This is a genomic window from Microcoleus sp. T3_B1, assembly GCF_036700445.1.
In the GTDB taxonomy this organism is placed as follows: Bacteria; Cyanobacteriota; Cyanobacteriia; order Cyanobacteriales; family Microcoleaceae; genus Microcoleus.
Map to the genome: position 1 here is coordinate 1 of NZ_JAUBOX010000079.1, position 18,159 is coordinate 18,159.

12 protein-coding genes are annotated in these 18,159 nt (G+C 45.9%); 1 reads left to right on the forward strand and 11 read right to left on the reverse strand.

Annotation, left to right across the window (positions count from 1 at the left end; all coding sequences use genetic code 11):
* Window positions 1–643 precede the first annotated feature (643 nt).
* Together QT990_RS28735 and mfd are read right to left on the reverse strand one after the other, a co-directional pair.
* Window positions 644–1,297 (reverse strand): S-layer homology domain-containing protein, encoded by a 654-nt coding sequence (locus QT990_RS28735; protein WP_333466061.1) that lies wholly within the window; start codon window positions 1,295–1,297, stop codon window positions 644–646.
* Between the two features lie 235 nt (window positions 1,298–1,532).
* Window positions 1,533–5,102 (reverse strand): transcription-repair coupling factor, encoded by a 3,570-nt coding sequence (mfd, locus tag QT990_RS28740; RefSeq protein WP_333466062.1) that lies wholly within the window; start codon window positions 5,100–5,102, stop codon window positions 1,533–1,535.
* Window positions 5,103–5,885: 783 nt separating this feature from the next.
* Here mfd and QT990_RS28745 point away from each other — a divergent pair.
* Complete coding sequence (locus tag QT990_RS28745; protein ID WP_333466063.1) at window positions 5,886–7,223, forward strand: hemolysin family protein; 1,338 nt, start codon at window positions 5,886–5,888, stop codon at window positions 7,221–7,223.
* Window positions 7,224–7,494: 271 nt separating this feature from the next.
* On the opposite strand, the gene QT990_RS28750 is transcribed toward QT990_RS28745, so the two are convergent.
* From QT990_RS28750 to QT990_RS28790, 9 genes are all read right to left on the reverse strand, one after another.
* Entirely contained in the window at window positions 7,495–8,826 is a 1,332-nt protein-coding gene (locus QT990_RS28750) for a hypothetical protein (protein ID WP_333146642.1), read from the reverse strand.
* Window positions 8,827–8,832: 6 nt separating this feature from the next.
* Window positions 8,833–10,158: a hypothetical protein gene (locus QT990_RS28755; RefSeq protein WP_333466064.1), complete on the reverse strand. Its 1,326-nt coding sequence runs from the start codon at window positions 10,156–10,158 to the stop codon at window positions 8,833–8,835.
* Window positions 10,159–10,171: 13 nt separating this feature from the next.
* Window positions 10,172–11,404: an SGNH/GDSL hydrolase family protein gene (locus QT990_RS28760; RefSeq protein WP_333466065.1), complete on the reverse strand. Its 1,233-nt coding sequence runs from the start codon at window positions 11,402–11,404 to the stop codon at window positions 10,172–10,174.
* Window positions 11,405–11,408: 4 nt separating this feature from the next.
* Entirely contained in the window at window positions 11,409–11,573 is a 165-nt protein-coding gene (locus QT990_RS28765; RefSeq protein WP_190734603.1) for a DUF5989 family protein, read from the reverse strand.
* A complete protein-coding gene (locus tag QT990_RS28770) occupies window positions 11,574–11,981 on the reverse strand; it encodes an SxtJ family membrane protein (RefSeq protein ID WP_333409170.1) in 408 nt (135 codons plus the stop codon). It abuts the gene before it with no gap.
* Window positions 11,982–12,116: 135 nt separating this feature from the next.
* Entirely contained in the window at window positions 12,117–14,093 is a 1,977-nt protein-coding gene (locus QT990_RS28775) for a carbamoyltransferase (RefSeq protein ID WP_333146634.1), read from the reverse strand.
* 169 nt (window positions 14,094–14,262) lie between these two features.
* On the reverse strand, window positions 14,263–14,748 hold the full coding sequence (locus QT990_RS28780) for a hypothetical protein (protein ID WP_333146632.1): 486 nt from the start codon (window positions 14,746–14,748) through the stop codon (window positions 14,263–14,265).
* Between the two features lie 321 nt (window positions 14,749–15,069).
* Entirely contained in the window at window positions 15,070–15,990 is a 921-nt protein-coding gene (locus QT990_RS28785; RefSeq protein WP_333146630.1) for an NAD(+) kinase, read from the reverse strand.
* Between the two features lie 367 nt (window positions 15,991–16,357).
* Complete coding sequence (locus QT990_RS28790) at window positions 16,358–18,157, reverse strand: hypothetical protein (protein ID WP_333466066.1); 1,800 nt, start codon at window positions 18,155–18,157, stop codon at window positions 16,358–16,360.
* Window positions 18,158–18,159: the final 2 nt, after the last annotated feature.

Consider the following 18,159-nt stretch of genomic DNA (forward strand, 5'->3'; position numbering starts at 1 on the left):
CTTCTGACAATCTTCCTTCAAAGGGGAGTTCAAAGTCGGATGGGGGGCTTGGGGCAAGCTCAGCTTTTCTATACACGATCGCAGGTGGTGATGCACGGGTTTTGACTGATTATACCTGTTTTTCTTGCACCCTTACTACTTTTTTGGTCGGAAAACCCATACACTGTTTACTTTTCTCACTGATTCAGCAAGCCCTATTTAAAGTTACGTCTATCAATGTATCAGTTTTCCCTACACTCCCGCATCCGATTTTTCTGAATAAGTATTTTTCTCTCAGCCTTCAAATGGTTGTGATTGCTTGAGACAGAGCTCATGATCGACGCCGGAAGGGTGATACCGCTGGCATTTCCCGACATTCGCGTTTCCGTTGAGAGACTTTTGGGGTGAGTCAGGGCGATCGCACTAAATTTGAAAAAGTATTGACAAAATCAATCAGCTATGTTATGAGCCTAGATGCGGGAGTATAGCTCAGTTGGTTAGAGCAGGTGACTCTTAATCTCAAGGTCGAAGGTTCAAGTTGACAGTAGGGTGCGTCGCTATCAGATTTTTTAGGTTTCTCAGTAGATGGCTGATGGCGACGCACCCTACGGCTATAATTTTTAAATCCAAAATCCAAAATTTAAAATCCAAAATTCAAAATAATTCACCTTCCCACGCCGCGCTCAGGAGGCTCCTCGTCCGGGACAGGCAAAGAACTGGGTCTTGCCTGCAGCTCCAAATACTTGCTCAAAGCGTAAGCGATATCCCCGCGAGTCATCGGCTTCAAAGGATTAATCTTATTAGTTCCGAGCTCAACATTAACAAACCCTTCATAAAGTGCAGTAGCTATAGACTTTCTAGCCCAATTAGGAATTTCGCCTGCATCTGGATACTTAGCTAAAATTTCGGAAATGCTGGGCTCTGGAAACTGAAAAACCCCGTAAGCTTGAGCAAAAATCGCCAAAGCTTCAGCGCGAGTCACCCTTTGATTTGGGAAAAACATTCCGTCGCGATATCCACTCATCGTTCCCGTTTTCAAAGCAGTTTGAATCGCACTGTAAGCCCAGTAACTCTTCGGGACATCCGGCAATTCCCTATCCGGTTTCTGAGCGGTTTTCCGGCGTTCCAAACCAAAAGTTTTCACTAAAATCACCGCCAAATCGGCGCGACTTACAAGGCCCTCAGCATTAAAATTGCCACTGGCATCTTTATTCATCAATCCAGCACTCACAACCCGATCTATCGGGTCAATTATTTGTTGAGATTGAACCGCCATTGGGACTCCTTGCATTAGCGCGATCGCCAAAAAAATACTCACTAACTTTTTCACGATTTTAATCCTTTCTGTCGCTAAAACCATCATGAAAACAGCAGTAATATTTTTTCTGGTTCCATCGGTATTATTCTGTGGTTTCGGCGGTGCGCTAGATTGGGGGATTATATAGCAATCCTCGCATCATTTGTGAATTTCTTACTCCCTCCCCAAGGCATCGGGGAGGGTTGGGGTGGGGTAAAAAATTTATGACTCCTGCAAGGATTGGTGTATATTAAAATCAAACATTTGCTTCCGGCAAAGCGCCCTGCATTTTACCCAGCCAATCAATCAAATTATCCAATTGCTTTTGGGCCGTCAAAACCGCCATACCCCGAATAGTAACCTTCCCCTTGCTGTAGACAAAACGAGAGCGCAAATGTTCCGGCAAATTAGCCTTGAGCAAATTCCAAGCAGGCTCTTCCATAGCTGTTTCCAAAACTATGTTCTGCTTATTCTCCGGCTTAATCCGAGAAAAACCGATTTTTTTAGCGATTTGTTTGAGTTCGACCACACGGATAAGTTGCTGGGCTGGCAGAGGAATTGGCCCATAACGATCGCACCAATCAGCCTGAATCTGCTGTAACTCTTCTGAGTTATTAGCAGAAGCCACAGACCGGTAAGCGCTCATCTTTTGATCCAAATCTGCGATGTAATCAGCAGGAATAAACGCCGTCAAAGTTAGGTCAATTTGCGCGTCCTCCACTTTCGGAATTTCCTGACCCTTAATTTCCCGAATCGCCTCCTCTAACATTTCAGCATACAAATCAAAACCGATCGCCTCCATTTGACCCGACTGTTCAGTACCCAAAACATCACCCGAACCGCGAATTTCCATATCTCGGACAGCCAACTGATAGCCCGAACCCAACTGCGCGAACTCTTGAATTGCCCGCAGCCTCTGCCTTGCAGCATCAGACAGCTTATTCTGCTTCGGATAAAACAGCCAAGCATGAGCTTGAATCCCCGCGCGTCCCACCCGTCCCCGCAACTGGTAAAGCTGACCCAAACCAAACTTCTGCGCGTCTTCAATTAAAATAGTATTGACTCGCGGAATATCCAAACCCGACTCAATAATCGTCGTGCACACCAAAATATCAAACTCCGCCGCACTGAAAGTCAGCATGATTGATTCTAGTTCCGACGCCTCCATTTGACCGTGGGCGATCGCAATTCTGGCAGACGGTACCATCTCCTGCAACTGAGCGGCCAACTCATCAATCCCCTCAATCCGTGGCACCACGTAAAAAACCTGACCGCCCCTATCCAATTCTTGACGAATTGCCGATCGCACCACTTCCGGGTTATAGGGAGCCAAATGCGTCTGAATCGGGCGCCTGCTGGGAGGCGGAGTCGCAATCAAACTCATCTCGCGAATCCCCGACAGCGACATATACAAAGTCCGGGGAATCGGCGTTGCTGTCAAAGTCAGAACATCTACCTCTGTTTTGAGAGCTTTAATCGCTTCCTTTTGCTTAACCCCAAACCGCTGTTCTTCATCCACCACCAACAAGCCCAAATCGCGAAATTTAATCGCTTTGCTCAAAACAGCTTGAGTACCGACAATCACATCCAATTCCCCAGTCGCCAAACGCTTGTGAATCTCCCGGCGCTCGGTTTCAGTGCGAAAGCGATTGAGCAAACCAACTTCGATCGGATAAGGGGAAAAACGCTCTGAGAGCGTGTGATAGTGCTGTTGGGTCAAAATCGTCGTCGGCGCAAGCAAAGCCACCTGCTTGCCCGCCGTAACCGCCTTAAAAATCGCTCTCAGAGCAACTTCTGTCTTGCCAAAACCGACATCGCCGCAGACCAAGCGATCCATCGGTCGATCGCCCTCCATGTCGCGTTTCACATCCTGAGTTGCCTTCAACTGATCCGGCGTTGGCTGGTAAGGAAAAGAATCCTCTAATTCTTGTTGCCAAGGCATATCGGGAGGAAAAGCATAACCTTTTTGTTGCGCTCTTTTAGCATAAAGATTCAACAAATCTACCGCTAATTTCTTAACAGCTTTGCGAACCTTGGTTTTAGTTTTTTCCCAAGTTTGACCTGTCAGCTTGTTTAAATCCGGTACTTTATCGCCTACAGTCCGAAATCTGGACAAAGCCCCCAATTGATCCGCAGCCACTCTCAGAGTACCGTCAGCGTATTGTATCAATAAATATTCGCGAGTTTCCCGATCGATAGTCAAACGTTCTAACTTGATAAATTTGCCCACTCCGTGCTGGCGGTGAACCACATAATCACCAGGGCTTAATTTATTCGGGTCTACTTGCTTAGAAGCAGCGCGACGGCGCTTGCGGACGTAGCTAAAAGTAGCCAAAGAATGCTGACCGTAAAATTCCCGATCGGTAATTAAAACAATCCGAAAAGTCGGCAGAATAAACCCTTCCAATTCTGCCAGCCCGCTGTACTTCAAAGCAACCGGAACGTGCTGCAATTGCAACTTATCGATCGCCAAATAATCGCGCGGATTCACCACAAACTGAGCCGGACAGTCGTGTTCCGACAGCAAAGAAACAGAACGACTCGGTTGAGCAGAAACTAGAAAAATGGTAAAACCCCGATCGCGCTCTTCCCTGAGCATTTGAGACAACTTAGCAAATTGGTGAGGCATCACCGGCACAGGTCTAGAAGCCAAATTAATCGCAGACGGTAGCTGGTCGCCCTCCGCAGAGCTTTGAAGTTTTTTAGCTGTAGAATCTTCGGCCAATTCAGAAAGTTCTAGCCTCTCGAAAGCTGCGACATCTGCCATAGATTCAGCAAAAGTGCGGTGAATTTTCGGAACTTTCAAATTAGCAATTGGCAATTTTTCTGTGGCCTCACCAGCAACAACAGATTCCCGATTGCAATTATTCCACTGTTCCTGTGCATTCTCATACCAGCGGTCGCTGTGAGCTTCGCACCCTTGGGGTTCGTCAACAACAACTAAAGTATTTTCTGGCAAATAATCCAACAAAGATGCAGGTTGCTCGAACGCTAAACCCAACAACCTGCGGACAAATTTTTCCGCTTCATTTTCGGGTTCATTTTCTGTGTCAACAGAGCCTATGTGGTTGATTTCGTCAACCTTTTTTTCAGATAAAACTGCTTTAATAATTGTGTTAAAATTAGTAGGAGTTAACACCAACCGATCGACCTTATCGAGCGATCGCTGCGAAGACGGGTCAAACTCCCGAATTTGCTCCAAATCATCCCCAAACCATTCCAGCCGCACTGGAAACTCAGCCGCCACCGGAAATACATCGACAATATCGCCCCGGCGACTCCACTGGCCCTCCATTTCTACCAGAGTCACTCGATCGTACCCCATCGACACGAGTTGGCGGTCAAGTATCTTCGAGTCTTGAACCGCACCTCGCTTCAGCGTCAGACAGTAGGGTTCAAAAGCAGCAGGCGGCGGCAAGTGAGACTGGAGAGCTCTTTCGGTAGCTACAATCGCGATCGGCTTAGAATTAGCGTTTGTTTCTTGTTTCTCGACCAAATCCGCCAGCACCTGCATTTGTCCCCAAGTCATTTCGTTCTCGTCGGAGTAAGATAGCTCGTAGGGCGAAGCCTCCGAAGTTGGGTAAAAATGCACAGTCTGCCAGCCCATAGCCTCCAGCCCTGCCACCCAGCGGCCCGCTTCTTCTAGAGTGGCCGTTACTACCAGTAAACTCCGCCCTTCTTGCTGTGCGAGGGCGGAAGCTACTAAACCTTTGGGCAACCGGGCGATGCCGTTGAGTTGCAAGCAGCGATGGCGCTTGAGCTTGTTGAGGAGTTCTGTGGCTAGGGGCGATCGCCCCAGGGTACGAATTATTGAAGAGAAAGTCATGCGCTTTTAATTTTAATCCCTGATCGGCGAAGGCTCTTTCCCTTGGCCTGTTAAGGAGATTGTACGACAAACATTCATGATTGTGCCGCTCTGCTGTTGACGCCTTGGAACTTAACTGGAGATAGATTTCTGCTTTAATATGTCGATCCTGCGATCGCGATCGAGCCAGTTCCGTTAATCTAGTGACAGGTTTAGAAAAAATTTCGATTTTGCGATCGAGATTTGCAGCTTCCAGACCTCTCCTGTCAGAAACCTCAGCCTAAAGGCGTGAGGCTTGAAAGAGAAATCTAACAGGCCATTCTGACCAGACTAAGCTTTAAATAGCTACGTTATTTAGGTCACGACACCCGCTTGATGCGAAGCTAGTCCCTTGCTCTGTCGCTAGTGGTTAAACAGTCTTAAGGTCACGCTCGACAGTGCTGCTAGCCGGCGCAAGCCTTTATAACTTTGTCGAAGCTAACTTTACCCCAGAAATGGGAGTTTGGGGCAACCATTCCCCAAAAATCGGAGAGGTTGCATAAAATTCCCTCTCCGACCCCGAAAGGGGATTTAATTCAATGTAAAGCCGTCCTATAAGGACGGGGCTTCAGACCCAGTTTTTTGGTGACTGCACCCAAAGACGGATACCCTGCCACGTACTCAAGTTGTGAAGATCGAAGAATTTTAGACATTAGGGAAATCCCCCAGATACTGGCGGCGTCGTCAATCTAAAATCTAAAATCTAAAATCTAAAATCGACTAACCGGGCAGAGCGCTTCGCCGTTACTACCGAAAATTTTAGAAATGTCCCCAAGTACCGATATTCTGATTGTTCTCCTGCTAATTTTCCTCAATGGCTTGTTTGTGATGTCAGAGATGGCCATCATCTCTGTACGGAAGGTGAGACTGCAACAGATGGCCAACCAAGGTTCCGCCAATGCCCGCGTAGCCTTGGATCTGGCTAATGCCCCCAATCAGTTCTTGCCGACAGTTCAAATCGGGATTACGATGCTGGCCATTCTGTCGGGCGCTTTCGGAGAAACGACGATTTCTAGAAGGGTAGAGCCTTTGTTGCGGCTGATTCCTGCCCTCGCGCCCTACTCTAAGACGATCGCCTCAGTAGTAGCAGTTTTAACCATCACTTATCTGACTTTAATTATCGGCGAACTCGTGCCGAAGCGGCTAGCGCTCAACAACCCGGAGCCGATCGCCTCAAGCGTAGCAATTCCCATGCGAATGCTCTCAAAAATTGGCGCTCCTGCGGTTTATTTGTTAAGTCATTCCACTGACTTAGTGATGCGGCTGATGAGGATATCGCCCTCGACAGAACCGCAAGTTACAGAAGAGGAAATTAAAGTTTTAATCGAGCAAGGAACCGAAGCCGGAACCTTTGAAGAAGCCGAACAAGACATGGTAGAAAGAGTCTTTCGTTTGGGCGATCGGCGAGTCAGCGCCTTAATGACCCCGCGTCCCGATCTTACCTGGCTCGACCTCGACGACTCAGTGGAAGAAAACCGCCAAAAAATGCTCGGCAGCGGTCATTCTCGGTTTCCCGTGTGTCAGGGAGGGCTCGACAACGTTGTCGGTTTAGTACACGTTACTGATATGCTGTCTCGGACTTTAACTGGTCAACCCCTAGATTTAAGCGCTTCTTTACGACGACCGTTATTTGTACCAGAAAGCACGCGGGGTTTAAAAGTATTAGAACTTTTCAAACAATCTAGCAATCAAATTGCCTTGGTAGTAGACGAATACGGCGTCATTCAAGGATTGGTTACAGTCAACGACATTTTAGTCGAACTCGTTGGCGACTTTCCCTCGATTGAAGATGCTGACGAGCCGGAAGCCGTGCAGCGCGAAGACGGTTCTTGGCTGTTAGACGGAATGCTAGCAGTCGAAGATTTTTTTGAGATATTTGGAATCGAAGAATTGTCAGCAGAACACAAAGGAAGTTACCACACAATGGGCGGTTTTGTGATTACAAATTTGGGCAAAATTCCCACAGCAGCCGAGCATTTTGAGTGGAACGGTTTGCGCGTGGAAGTAGTCGATATGGACGGGAACCGAGTTGATAAAGTCTTGGTAATGCCGATCGACTCAGCGGGCGATCGCTCCCCCAGCCAGCCAAAAACCCAAAACTAAAAACCATGTAATTTTAATCCATCGACATAATACCCGTAGGGGCGGGTTCACCAACCCTCATCGCCGGAAACAAACAATCTCAAAAACCCGCCCCCACCCAACGATAAATCATCACCTACATTTAGGAATTAAATATAAATATCAGGTTGATGTGAATTATTGGTGAGTGGGGCGGGTTTTTATATATTGTTGGTTATCGTTATATATTGGCAGGTTTACCCGCTCCTACGAGTTCGCAAATTGTACAATAACGAATCAACCAGACATAATATCAATTCTTCTTTTTTCTTTCCTCCTTCCGCAAAGCTTCCAGAATAGAACGGCCCACATAATCACTAAAAATTACTTCCCCAGCTTTATTGTAATGACAGCAGCTATCTACATAAACAGCATCTTTAGTCCCATCAAATACATTTACACCATTCAATATATTAATATTATTTTTTTCCAAATTAGGAAACTTTTTGAAAAGAGCCGGATATCCAATTTCTACAGATTTAGCATAAGGAGTCTCCTTGTTAAAAGCAATCTTCTTTTCGGCTTCACCAAACACCCTTTTCGTCTGATAATATTGATTAGGCTGAAGAACATGAAAATAAGGCACATTACTAGCTGACAGCACTTTGTGCATAAAAATTGAACTTTTTGCCCAATTCCATGCCATTTTTTCAAAAGCTACTGAATCCGGTAAAACCGCCTTATTAGTATTGATATAAATAACGCTGCTACTGTCATCTTTTTGTTGTTTAGTCTGTTCTTCTTCAAACTTAAGAACATCTGCTTTATAGTTATTTACTAGATGTTGAACGTAAACAGAAGTCAAAGCATCGCACGCAGCTAAAGAGCAGTTTTGTAAACGTTCCAAACCCTGATTAATCCTAGTTTTATTTTCTTGAATTCTGAGAGTTGCTTCCATAGCCTTAGTAGAAAGGCTATTATTCGCGAAGTTAGCCAGTGGCAAAATATGCTGAATGCTTGGCATCGCCAAATCGACGTGATTTTTATTGTTTAAGTTAGAAAGTGCTACTTCATTAAAGCCATCTATATTGACGACCATATCTAATTCTTGACCTAAAGCCAAAAAGTAGTTTAAAATTAATAATTGCTGCGGCTGTTTGTAGCCTCCCGTTGCAAAAGACAAAATTACAAATTCTTTATCTTTTAAACCGGGCAACTGTTTGAGGTATTTAGGTAAAATTTGATTCTGAACTTGAAATATTGCATAATCAGAAGCCACAGAACCGCCAAAAACTCCTATAAAAAACTGATTATTTTTAGTTTTTTTGAGAGGGTAATCGTAAGGAGAAATAAACCCATAATTATTGACTTTAAAACCCGGTCGAAAATCGCGGCTGGGTTTTTGAATAAACCCAAAAAAAGGATGAAATCTTTCCACAATAGACTGATTCAGCCGCACTCCTTCTAAATTTATTCCTAAATCCGACTTATCTTGCACTTTTTCTCTAGTATAGAAAAATTGCTTGTGCTTGACAAAATACCATCCCAAGGAACCGAGTTCCAGGAAAACCAGTAAAAGCGCTAAGTTAATCAAAGTTATCTTGAGAACTTCTTGTCCGTTTTTGAGGAATTTTAAATCTTTCATAAACTTTTATTTCGACTCTCTTACTACTTTAATAATTGAACTAGAAACATAGTTTGCCAATACTTCGTCTCCGACTGAATTATAGTGGCAGCAGGCATCTTTGTAAACCGTCTCTTTTGTATTATCTAAAATATTCACTGCGCTAAAAACATTAACCCCAGCTTTTTGCAAATCATCGACTTTAGACAACAATACCGGATAACCTTTTTTCACCCCTTCAATGTAGGGACTCTCTGTGTTAATCGCGATTTCCTTTTCCTTGGCGGTAAACGCTCGCTTAGTAGGATAATACTGGTTGGGCTGGATAAAGTGAAAATACTTAATCTTTCTACTTGATAAAATTTGATTCATCCCGATCGACGATTGGTACCACATTGATGCCATTTTGTCAAAAGCAGCGGCATCCTGCAAAACAGAGTCAGCTTTGGGAATGTACACTATACTGCTATTTGCCGTGTCTGGGTTGGATGGTTTAACTTGCGAATCGTACTTGAGCACTGCTTGCTGGTAATTGTTGACTAATTGTTTCACCTGTAGCGAGGTGACAGCGTGACACAAAGCAAGTTGACAAGTTTGCAATTTGTCAATACCTGCTTTCAATTGTTTTTTTGTTTCGTTAATTTTCACTATGGAACTCATCACTTCTGGCGACAAGTTATTGCTCGCTAAACCTGTTAACGGCTGTATGTGCTGAACGCTGGGCATTCCTATTTCAACTTGGGCTTTGTTGTTTAAATTTGACAGTGCTACTTCGTTAAAACCGTCAATATTGATGACTATATCTAACTCTTGACCCAAAGCCAAAAAGTAATTTAAAATTAACAATTGTTGCGGCTGTTTGTAGCCTCCGTTGCCAAAATTTAAAACAATAATTTCCTTGTTGGCAAATTCTCGATAAGTCTTCAATTTGTTAGACAATCGACGATTTACGTATTCAGCAACGGCAAAATTATTCGCAACTGAACCGCCAAAAACTCCGATGATAACTTGATTTTTATTGGTTTTCACAACCGGATATTCGTAGAGGGAAAAAAAACCCTGTTTGTTGACTTTTAACTTTAATTTTTCATTAGTGAAAGCACCTTGTTTTAGCACATACCCAAAAAGGGGGTGCAGTCTTTCTACGATAGATTCATCAAGTCTAATGCCGATCCTTTCAATATCTTCTACTACTTTTTCTTTGGCTTTAGTTCGGGTATAAAAAAACTGCTTTTGGTTGATAAAATAAAAAGCTAGCGACAAAGCTTCCAGACAAATAAAGGCGATCGCCAAATTAACCGCGATTATAATTAATATATTTTTGCCTTTTTCGAGCGCAGTTGCATCTTTCATGAAATTTGACTGATTACGGTTGTTTTTTGGGGAGTTGAGACTGCTTCAATTGTTGGCACAAATTTCGGTTAATCAGGATACTGGCCAGCCGGTGTCCGAGTTCATTCCAGTGACCCCCACAGGGTACAGAATTCTCAAAACCGTGGGCGCAGACTTGATATTTTTCCGTGTAACCTTGGATCTGTTCGGATAAATTCAGTACCCGAAAACCCTCGCGCGCGCCCAATTTTTCCAGCCGCCTATCGGGATAAAACAAATCCTGAATGTTGTTCTTTGTCATAAAATCTTTTCGCATCGGGGCATCCGGTCTAACTTGCATCGGATCGCCGATCGTCACAACCAAGAAATCAGCCTTTTTCTGCACGACTTCATTCCGCATCGTCACAATCAAACCCTCTGTCACCCTCCAAGCCTCTTGCCAAGCTGCATTCTGAGGTTCCTTGAGGTTTTGGGTACTTAAAGCGGTAAAATCCTCAGATAACTCGCGCTTTTTCCTTTCTAAGTCTACTTTTTTAATAACCTGCAAAATGCGCGAGTTGTTGACGATCAAACTGGGCATTCGGTCTACGAAGGAAACTGCTCTTTCGTTGCGATCGATCGGCGCCCGATTGCGAAAAGACATATCCGGCACTAACTTGCCGCTAGCATCATAAGCAAAAAATGGTCGGTAAAGGTCATATTCCAATTGCGGCGAATTGTTAATCACATCATTGCCAATAAAAAAAGCAAGAATTACAATATCAGGATTGTAATCCCACACTTTTTTTCTCAGCATTATCAATGCTTGAGCAGTACCGTAGCCCTGCACCCCGAAATTCATGACCTCAACATTTTTCCGTCCCTTAACAGCTTCGCAGTTGCCTAACTTTCGTTCCAATTTTGACCAGAAAGTTTGTTCGACAGGTACGTGAATTGCTTCGGTGAAAGAATCGCCCAAAACCGCAACGCGCAAAGTATTTGGAGGTTTTGCTTTTGTATGTTCACGATCGCGCAAACCCTCGCTATTCACCTGCACAAAACTCGCACCTTCCCCATTCCACTCGCCCGACACACCAGGTTTCAGCTTCCAGCCCAAATTCTGATCGGAAGTGTGAAAACGAGTTGGCGCCGAGTCTGCGAAATCTCCTATTTTTGGATAGCCCTCAACTTTAGCCACTCGCAATCCAATTTCACCAATTACCACCCCCATCAATAAACCGCCGAGTGTCAAACCCAAATTGACACCCAAATCTTTCAACTTGCTCATTATTTCAAAACAGCGTGTAAATAAATGGAGCAATCACAGAACCCTGACTCAATACAATCAAAGCTCCCAAAAAGACTAAAGTCACAATGAGCGGCAACAGCCAATACTTTTGGCGTTCTTTCATAAACGCCCACAAATCTTTGAGAAAATCTAATGTTGATTCAAACACTTAGAAAGGACGCTCCATACTAACTTTTGTTCTTGCTTTACTTGGGACGCGGTAAGTATCCATTTTAGGATTGAGTTTTCGCCGCATGGCATCTTCGCCGAAAATGTTTTTGATCACTCCCATCGGCCAAACTATCAGGTAAAAAACTATCCCTAGGACGATCGGCGTTTCGATTTTGTTAAGAATAATTCCAAAGCGCATCCACCCGTGATAAACGGGATTAAGCGATTTCGGCGCCACCAATGCTAGCAGCACCATCACCCCGCAGATTGCCCAAGGCCACCAAGGTAGAGAATGCCGCCGCAGTAAAGGTACTGCTAAACCGAACAGCACTGCAATCAAGCCGCCAATTAGCAGCCCGAAATCGCGCAAGCCTTTTTTGTCTAGTTTTTTAATTTCGTCGCTCATTAGAAATGGGGAATGGGGAATGGGGAATGGGGAATGGGGAATGGGGAATGGGGAATGGGGAATGGGGAATTAGTTATTAGTTATTCGTTCCAACTAATAACTAATGACTAATGACTAATGACTAATGACTAATGACTAATCTAGTTCAAATTCATTTTTCCAAGCATCATCTTGTTTCCAAGGAATTTGTTCGGACTTGGGAAGCAAGTAATTTTCCAAAACCAGATAGTCCATTTCGGTTCGCATGAAACAGCGGTAAGCATCCTCTGGAGTGCAAACAATGGGTTCGCCTCGGACGTTGAAAGAAGTATTTACCACAATAGAACAGCCCGATCGCTTTTCAAAATGGCTGATTAAGTCATAGTAGCGAGGATTGGTTTCTTTGTGAACAGTTTGGATGCGAGCCGAGTAATCGACGTGGGTGACAGCCGGAATCTCGGAACGCGGAATGTTGAGCTTTTCAATGCCAAACAACTGCTCTTGTTCCGCAGTCATGGGAATGCGGAGACTGGATTTGACAGGTGCTACTAATAGCATATAAGGGCTGGAATGGTCAATCTCGAAATAATCCGCAACTCGTTCGGCTAAGATTGACGGCGCAAAAGGTCGAAATGATTCCCGATATTTAATTTTCAGGTTCATCACGGACTGCATTTTAGCACTGCGGGGATCGCCAATGATCGATCGACCGCCCAGAGCCCGCGGCCCAAATTCCATCCGCCCCTGGAACCATCCCACCACATTTCCCTGTTCCAAAATTTCCGCCAACTGCGGCATTAATTCGGCATCCTCCAATCGGTGATAGCTGGCTTTGACAGCATCCAAATATTCGAGAATTTCTGCGTCAGTAAACCTCGGCCCCAAATATGAGCCCCGCATTTTGTCGTGACAAGTTAAATGAGCAACAGACTTCGCCACAGTTGCCACCGCTTGGTTTGCAGTGAGAACTTCAGTCCTCTCCTCAACCGCTGCGTTTGTAGTGATAAGTTCAGTTTTGAGGGATTCTATACTATTTGCTGTCGAGTTCGCGCTCACAGTGCGAGTTTGTTCGTAATACTGATACCAAATCGCCAAAGCCGCACCCAAAGCACCGCCAGCATCTCCCGCTGCAGGCTGAATCCAAATATCTTTGAAAATACCTTCCCGCAAGAGTCTGCCGTTAGCAACACAGTTGAGAGCAACGCCGCCGGCAAGACAAAGATAATCCACATCCAATTCTTTTTTAACTGTTCTGCAAAGCCGCAAAACAACTTCTTCGGTAACAACTTGAATGGAAGCTGCAATGTCCATTTCTCGCTGAGTCAATTTTCCTTCAGCTTGACGTGGCGGCCCTTCAAACAGTTCGTCAAACTTCTTGTTTGTCATGGTTAAGCCAACTGTATAGTTGAAATAATCCATGTTCAAACGGAAAGTTCCGTCATCTTTGAGGTCGATTAAATAGTTGAGAATCTTGTCTACATACTTGGGTTCGCCATAAGGAGCTAAACCCATGAGTTTGTATTCACCAGAGTTGACTTTGAAGCCGGTGTAATAGGTGAAAGCTGAATAAAGCAAACCCAAGGAGTGGGGAAAATCGATTTCCCACTGAGGTGTAAGTTGGTTCCCGTCTCCCAACCAAACTGAGGTTGTGGCCCACTCGCCCACGCCGTCGAGGCACAAAACGGCTGCTTTTTGAAACGGGCTGGGGAAAAATGCCGATGCTGCGTGGGATTGGTGGTGTTCGGTAAATAGCAGAGATGGCAGTTTATTTGTTTTGCAGTTTGCTATTGCTGCCAGATCTCTTTTGAGCATGGTTTTGAGGTAAAGCTTTTCTTTGAGCCATATCGGCATGGCTGCTAGGAAAGAGCGAAAACCTTGGGGTGCGTAGGCTAAATAGGTTTCGAGAAGGCGCTCGAATTTGACTAAAGGTTTGTCGTAAAAAACTATTCGATCGACTTCCCGCAAATCTATTTTTGCTTCTTTCAAGCAATAAGCGATCGCATTCTTAGGGAATCTGGCGTCATGCTTTTTGCGGGAAAATCTTTCTTCCTGCGCTGCTGCTATAATTTCTCCGTCGCGAATTAAGGCTGCGGCGCTGTCGTGATAGTACGCCGAGATTCCAAGTATGTTCATCGCTCTCCTCACAAATCGCAATGCGTTTGCTTTTGACTATTTAGAATAGCTAACGATTATAGCTGCTTCAGTGCTGATTGGGAATTGAATTTTGCGATCGCCTCTAATTTTACCTGGATCGATGTCGGTGCAAAGTCCGAGGACGATCGGCTGTTAGAGAGCATTTAAGCTAGCGCCGGCTTATCCTGCGCCCCCAAGCTCTGAAGTAAGTTACTACCGGGAATTGATAAAATTCACCTATCAACCACAGCACGATTCCTAAATGGGACAAAAAAGCTAAGCCTGTCCAAGCTAGGGGCAGCCACGACAACCGGCTGCCGGGAACCGGGGGAAAATAGTAAGCTGAAAGTCCCAGCAAGGTAGTGGGAAGGAATATTAGACCCAAAGCCGCTGCCAAGTAGGGCCATCCGAATTCTACGCCTTCGAGGTGGGCTCCTATCCACTGTTTGCCGTTCCAGTGCCAAGTTACGGGCGGTTGGCGATCGGCCATTTGGAGCGATTGTCTTTCAACGCTGGCGGTATAAATGTGCTGGCAGAAGTTGCAAGCTAGGGCGTCCATCAGTGCTAGGGTGGAAATTTGACCGGTGCGGCACACGGGACAGGGATATGTATCTTGAGGGTTGAAAGGTCGGGTTGATTTTTTGAAAATCTGCATAGATTAGGCTGTTTGTCAAGATATTGAGCGATCTTAACAAAGTACAGAGATTATGGGTTGGGTAAGGTGGGTTTTGCCTGTAAAATAGCATCCTGTAGGGGCGGGTTTTACGAATAATATTTAATGACCGCAAACCATCTATATAAACCCGCCCCCACACAACTAATAACCCAGATCAACCTTTCTTTCGCTCGAAGCATAAAAATGTAAATTGCGATTTATCGCCTTGTGGGGGCGGGTTTATGAGATTATTGATTTTAGGCAAATATTGTTGGTAAAACCCGCCCCTACAGATTAATGATTAATGGTCGATGATTCGGATTAATTGCGGTGATTGTTGCTGTACCGAATTCGGGCTCCTGCCCAGTGAAGTTTTTCCCTCAAAGTGTTGAAATAAGAATAGTTTTCCCGCAAAATGATAAACTTGGCTTCGCAGTCCGCCTTCCGCACGTCTACGCGCTGTCCTGGCCAAATTGCAGTACCCAAAATGCCGTCTGTCCAGAGTTTGGTACTGAGTTCGTAATCTGCTAAAGGCCAAATGCTGACGACTGAACCGGGCGGCAGGACGATCGCCCGACTGGATAAACTCAAAGGGCAAATCGGAGTAACTGCGATCGCCTCCATTCCCGAGTGCATTATCGGCCCGTTGGCAGATGCGGTGTAGCAAGTCGAACCGGTGGGAGTTGCCACAATTAAACCGTCGCCTTGATATTGATCGACTACTTCGCCGTCAACTTCCATTTCTAGAATACAGCTCGGCATTCGATCGGCTGAAGCAGGTTTGACACACATTTCATTGAGTGCCAAAAATCGATCGCTTTGGGGTTCGAGATTGCTTCTGTTTCCCTCAAAAACTGTTGCCTGCAACATCATCCGCGTCTGCACAGCATACCTGTCTTCCGAAAGTCTGTCCCAAATCTCCTCAGTATTTTGGAAATCATCAAAAGACTCGGTTAAAAAACCCAGATGTCCCCCCACATTCGCTGCCAAAATCGGGATGCCGTCAGCAGCCAAATTCCGCGCCGCAGCTAGGGCAGTACCGTCGCCGCCGAGCACCACCGCTAAATCTATTGGGCTGTTACTAGAAGCTAAAAACACCGGATACGGGTTATCTTTGGGGCCACTCGGCCCCATTAAAACCTGACACCCGCGACTTTCTAATTGGCGGGCACACTGTTCTGCCCACCGCTGGCTGAGGGTATCTCTGGCTTTGTGGGCGATAATTACTTGTTTTAGTTGCACAACCTATCGATTTTAGATTTTAGATTTTGGATTTTGGATTGTTAGATTTTAGAGTGAGCTCACAATCTATCGATATTTGGATTTTTGATTGTTAGATCTTAGGCTGAGTGAAATATCTTAAAATGTTCGATCGCAGAAATTGGTTTTGGACATCAGGTTAGATTTTAAACTATTTTTGAGCATTGCGAGGCAGAGCCTGTGGATCTGCGTTACCAGGATTTGCCTGGTAAAAAGAAAGCCGGGAATAAGAAATATTATTATGACTGCATTTCCACATCTTCCGACTTCCCTCGGACTGACATCCGTTACATCCGTTACATCCGTTACATCCGTTACATCCGTTACAGAATCCGTTGCCGAACTTCCTTCACCCGTCGCTGCGGCTGGATTTGGGCCGTGGCCAGATAATGCTGGAATCGGCAGCGAGTAGGCTAGAAACTGCGCTGGCCCCAAAGCGGTTGAGGTGGCTGGGGTCAACAAAATAGTCATTGCGGCCCGGCCACCGCTGCGAAAAGTCGCGGAAAGCGAAGCCTTTTTGCCGCGAGAGTTGCTGCATTCGCTGTCGAAACTGCTGTTCTGCCCGCAGGCGAGTTCCGTCTAAGTAGTCGTCGGTGAGGGGCAAATTGACGAAAATTAGGGGAATTTTGCGAGCTTTGGTAAATGCTACAACTGAATTAAAGGCTGTTGCTTGTTTGCCTCCGAGGTTGAAGTTTTCGTAGTCGCGATCGTACTGGCCTGAAACGTAAGCGCGTTCTCGATAATAAGTGTTGGGATTGTACTTGCCCGACATAGCCATGAATCCGTTGGAGTCGATCGAATCTGCCAATTGGTTGAGTTGTCGGATGGCTACTGTTGTGCGTCGCGAGACTGGAATCAATTGTGCTTTTTGGGTTGCTGCATCTGCTGCGATCGGTTTTAAGTCATATCTTGCAGCCTTCTCAGCAACGGGCAAGATGCCCGTTCCACTTGACAGGAATTTGATTGGGGGGAGTAGGGGTTGGGTGTTAGCAACGGGCAAGATGCCGGTTCCACTTGACAGGAATTTGATTTTGGGGAGTAGGGGTTGGGTGTTAGCAACGGGCAAGATGCCGGTTCCACTAGAGAGGGATTTGATTGTGAGGAGTAGGGGTTGGGTGTTAGCAACGGGCAAGATGCCCGTTCCACTAGATAGGAATTTGATTGTGGGGAGTAGGGGGTGCGCGTCTTGCCCGCCCGTGAAAGGTCGATCGACAGATGCCAATGCTTTGCGGAAAGTATTTTTAGCGCAGGGCTGCGGGAATCTGTAACACTGGGGAATCACATTCGGTTCATCCGACGGCAGTTCGGGGCGAACGCCTGCGGCTATAAGTTGGCTGCCTTCAGAATCGACGATCGAATTAAAAGTGCGATCGTCCCGGCCGCTGTTAAATGCGCGCACACCATCCGCCCAGACAATCATTTGAGGCAAATGATCCGGCTTCAAAAGCCGCCGCAGTTGAAAGTCAACTACTTGTGCAGTTGCACCGTTGACTGAAAAGTTAAATACTTTTAAGCCCGGACGGCCCCTTTGGGCCAAAGATTGTTTTAGCTGTTTGGGATCTACGCCCTGCAATGCGCGGGAACTGCCGACAATCAAAACATCTGGTGGCCCGACGGCAGCAACGTAGGATAGGTAAAGTTCGAGTTGTTCGTTGAGTAAATCGCTGCTGAAGCTGACTGTACTGGCTTGCGATCCGTTTGCGCCCGCTTGCTGTTGGGAATAAACCAGGTTTCTCATGTACTCCACCACTTTTTTCTCCGCAAAAGCCCGCCTGGGACTGCCGGGGGGAACGGCTTGCATCCAGGCGACGGCCTGCACCCACAGGGCGGCTACTTCGTCCCAGTCTTCTTTTGAATTGGCTGATTGAGCCAAATTAGAAGCTTGGGTGGCAAAGTTAACTGACTCCGTGAAGGCATCGTTTTGGGGGCATGAGGGAACGCTGAGGGATTTTCTGGTTTTGTTGGGGTTTTGAGCTAACAGAGACGTTGGCGACTGCGCTAGGACTGTGGATTCGATCGAACCCGATGGCCCTGCGGTGTTGGGTGGCTTCGTTGACGAACATCCCAAAGTTACGGCTAATACAGCGGCTGCGGCGCAGGTACGTTTGAGGATGCTGGTGCTGATGCTAGCAATGTAGCGGCGAATCATAA

Excerpts from the sequence above, each read along its gene's own strand:
- QT990_RS28755 (WP_333466064.1), bottom strand. The coding sequence starts at position 10,158 with ATGAAAGATGCAACTGCGCTCGAAAAAGGCAAAAATATATTAATTATA.
- QT990_RS28760 (WP_333466065.1), bottom strand. The coding sequence starts at position 11,404 with ATGAGCAAGTTGAAAGATTTGGGTGTCAATTTGGGTTTGACACTCGGC.
- mfd (WP_333466062.1), bottom strand. The coding sequence starts at position 5,102 with ATGACTTTCTCTTCAATAATTCGTACCCTGGGGCGATCGCCCCTAGCC.
- QT990_RS28745 (WP_333466063.1), top strand. The coding sequence starts at position 5,886 with ATGTCCCCAAGTACCGATATTCTGATTGTTCTCCTGCTAATTTTCCTC.
- QT990_RS28775 (WP_333146634.1), bottom strand. The coding sequence starts at position 14,093 with ATGAACATACTTGGAATCTCGGCGTACTATCACGACAGCGCCGCAGCC.
- QT990_RS28750 (WP_333146642.1), bottom strand. The coding sequence starts at position 8,826 with ATGAAAGATTTAAAATTCCTCAAAAACGGACAAGAAGTTCTCAAGATA.
- QT990_RS28780 (WP_333146632.1), bottom strand. The coding sequence starts at position 14,748 with ATGCAGATTTTCAAAAAATCAACCCGACCTTTCAACCCTCAAGATACA.
- QT990_RS28770 (WP_333409170.1), bottom strand. The coding sequence starts at position 11,981 with ATGAGCGACGAAATTAAAAAACTAGACAAAAAAGGCTTGCGCGATTTC.
- QT990_RS28790 (WP_333466066.1), bottom strand. The coding sequence starts at position 18,157 with ATGATTCGCCGCTACATTGCTAGCATCAGCACCAGCATCCTCAAACGT.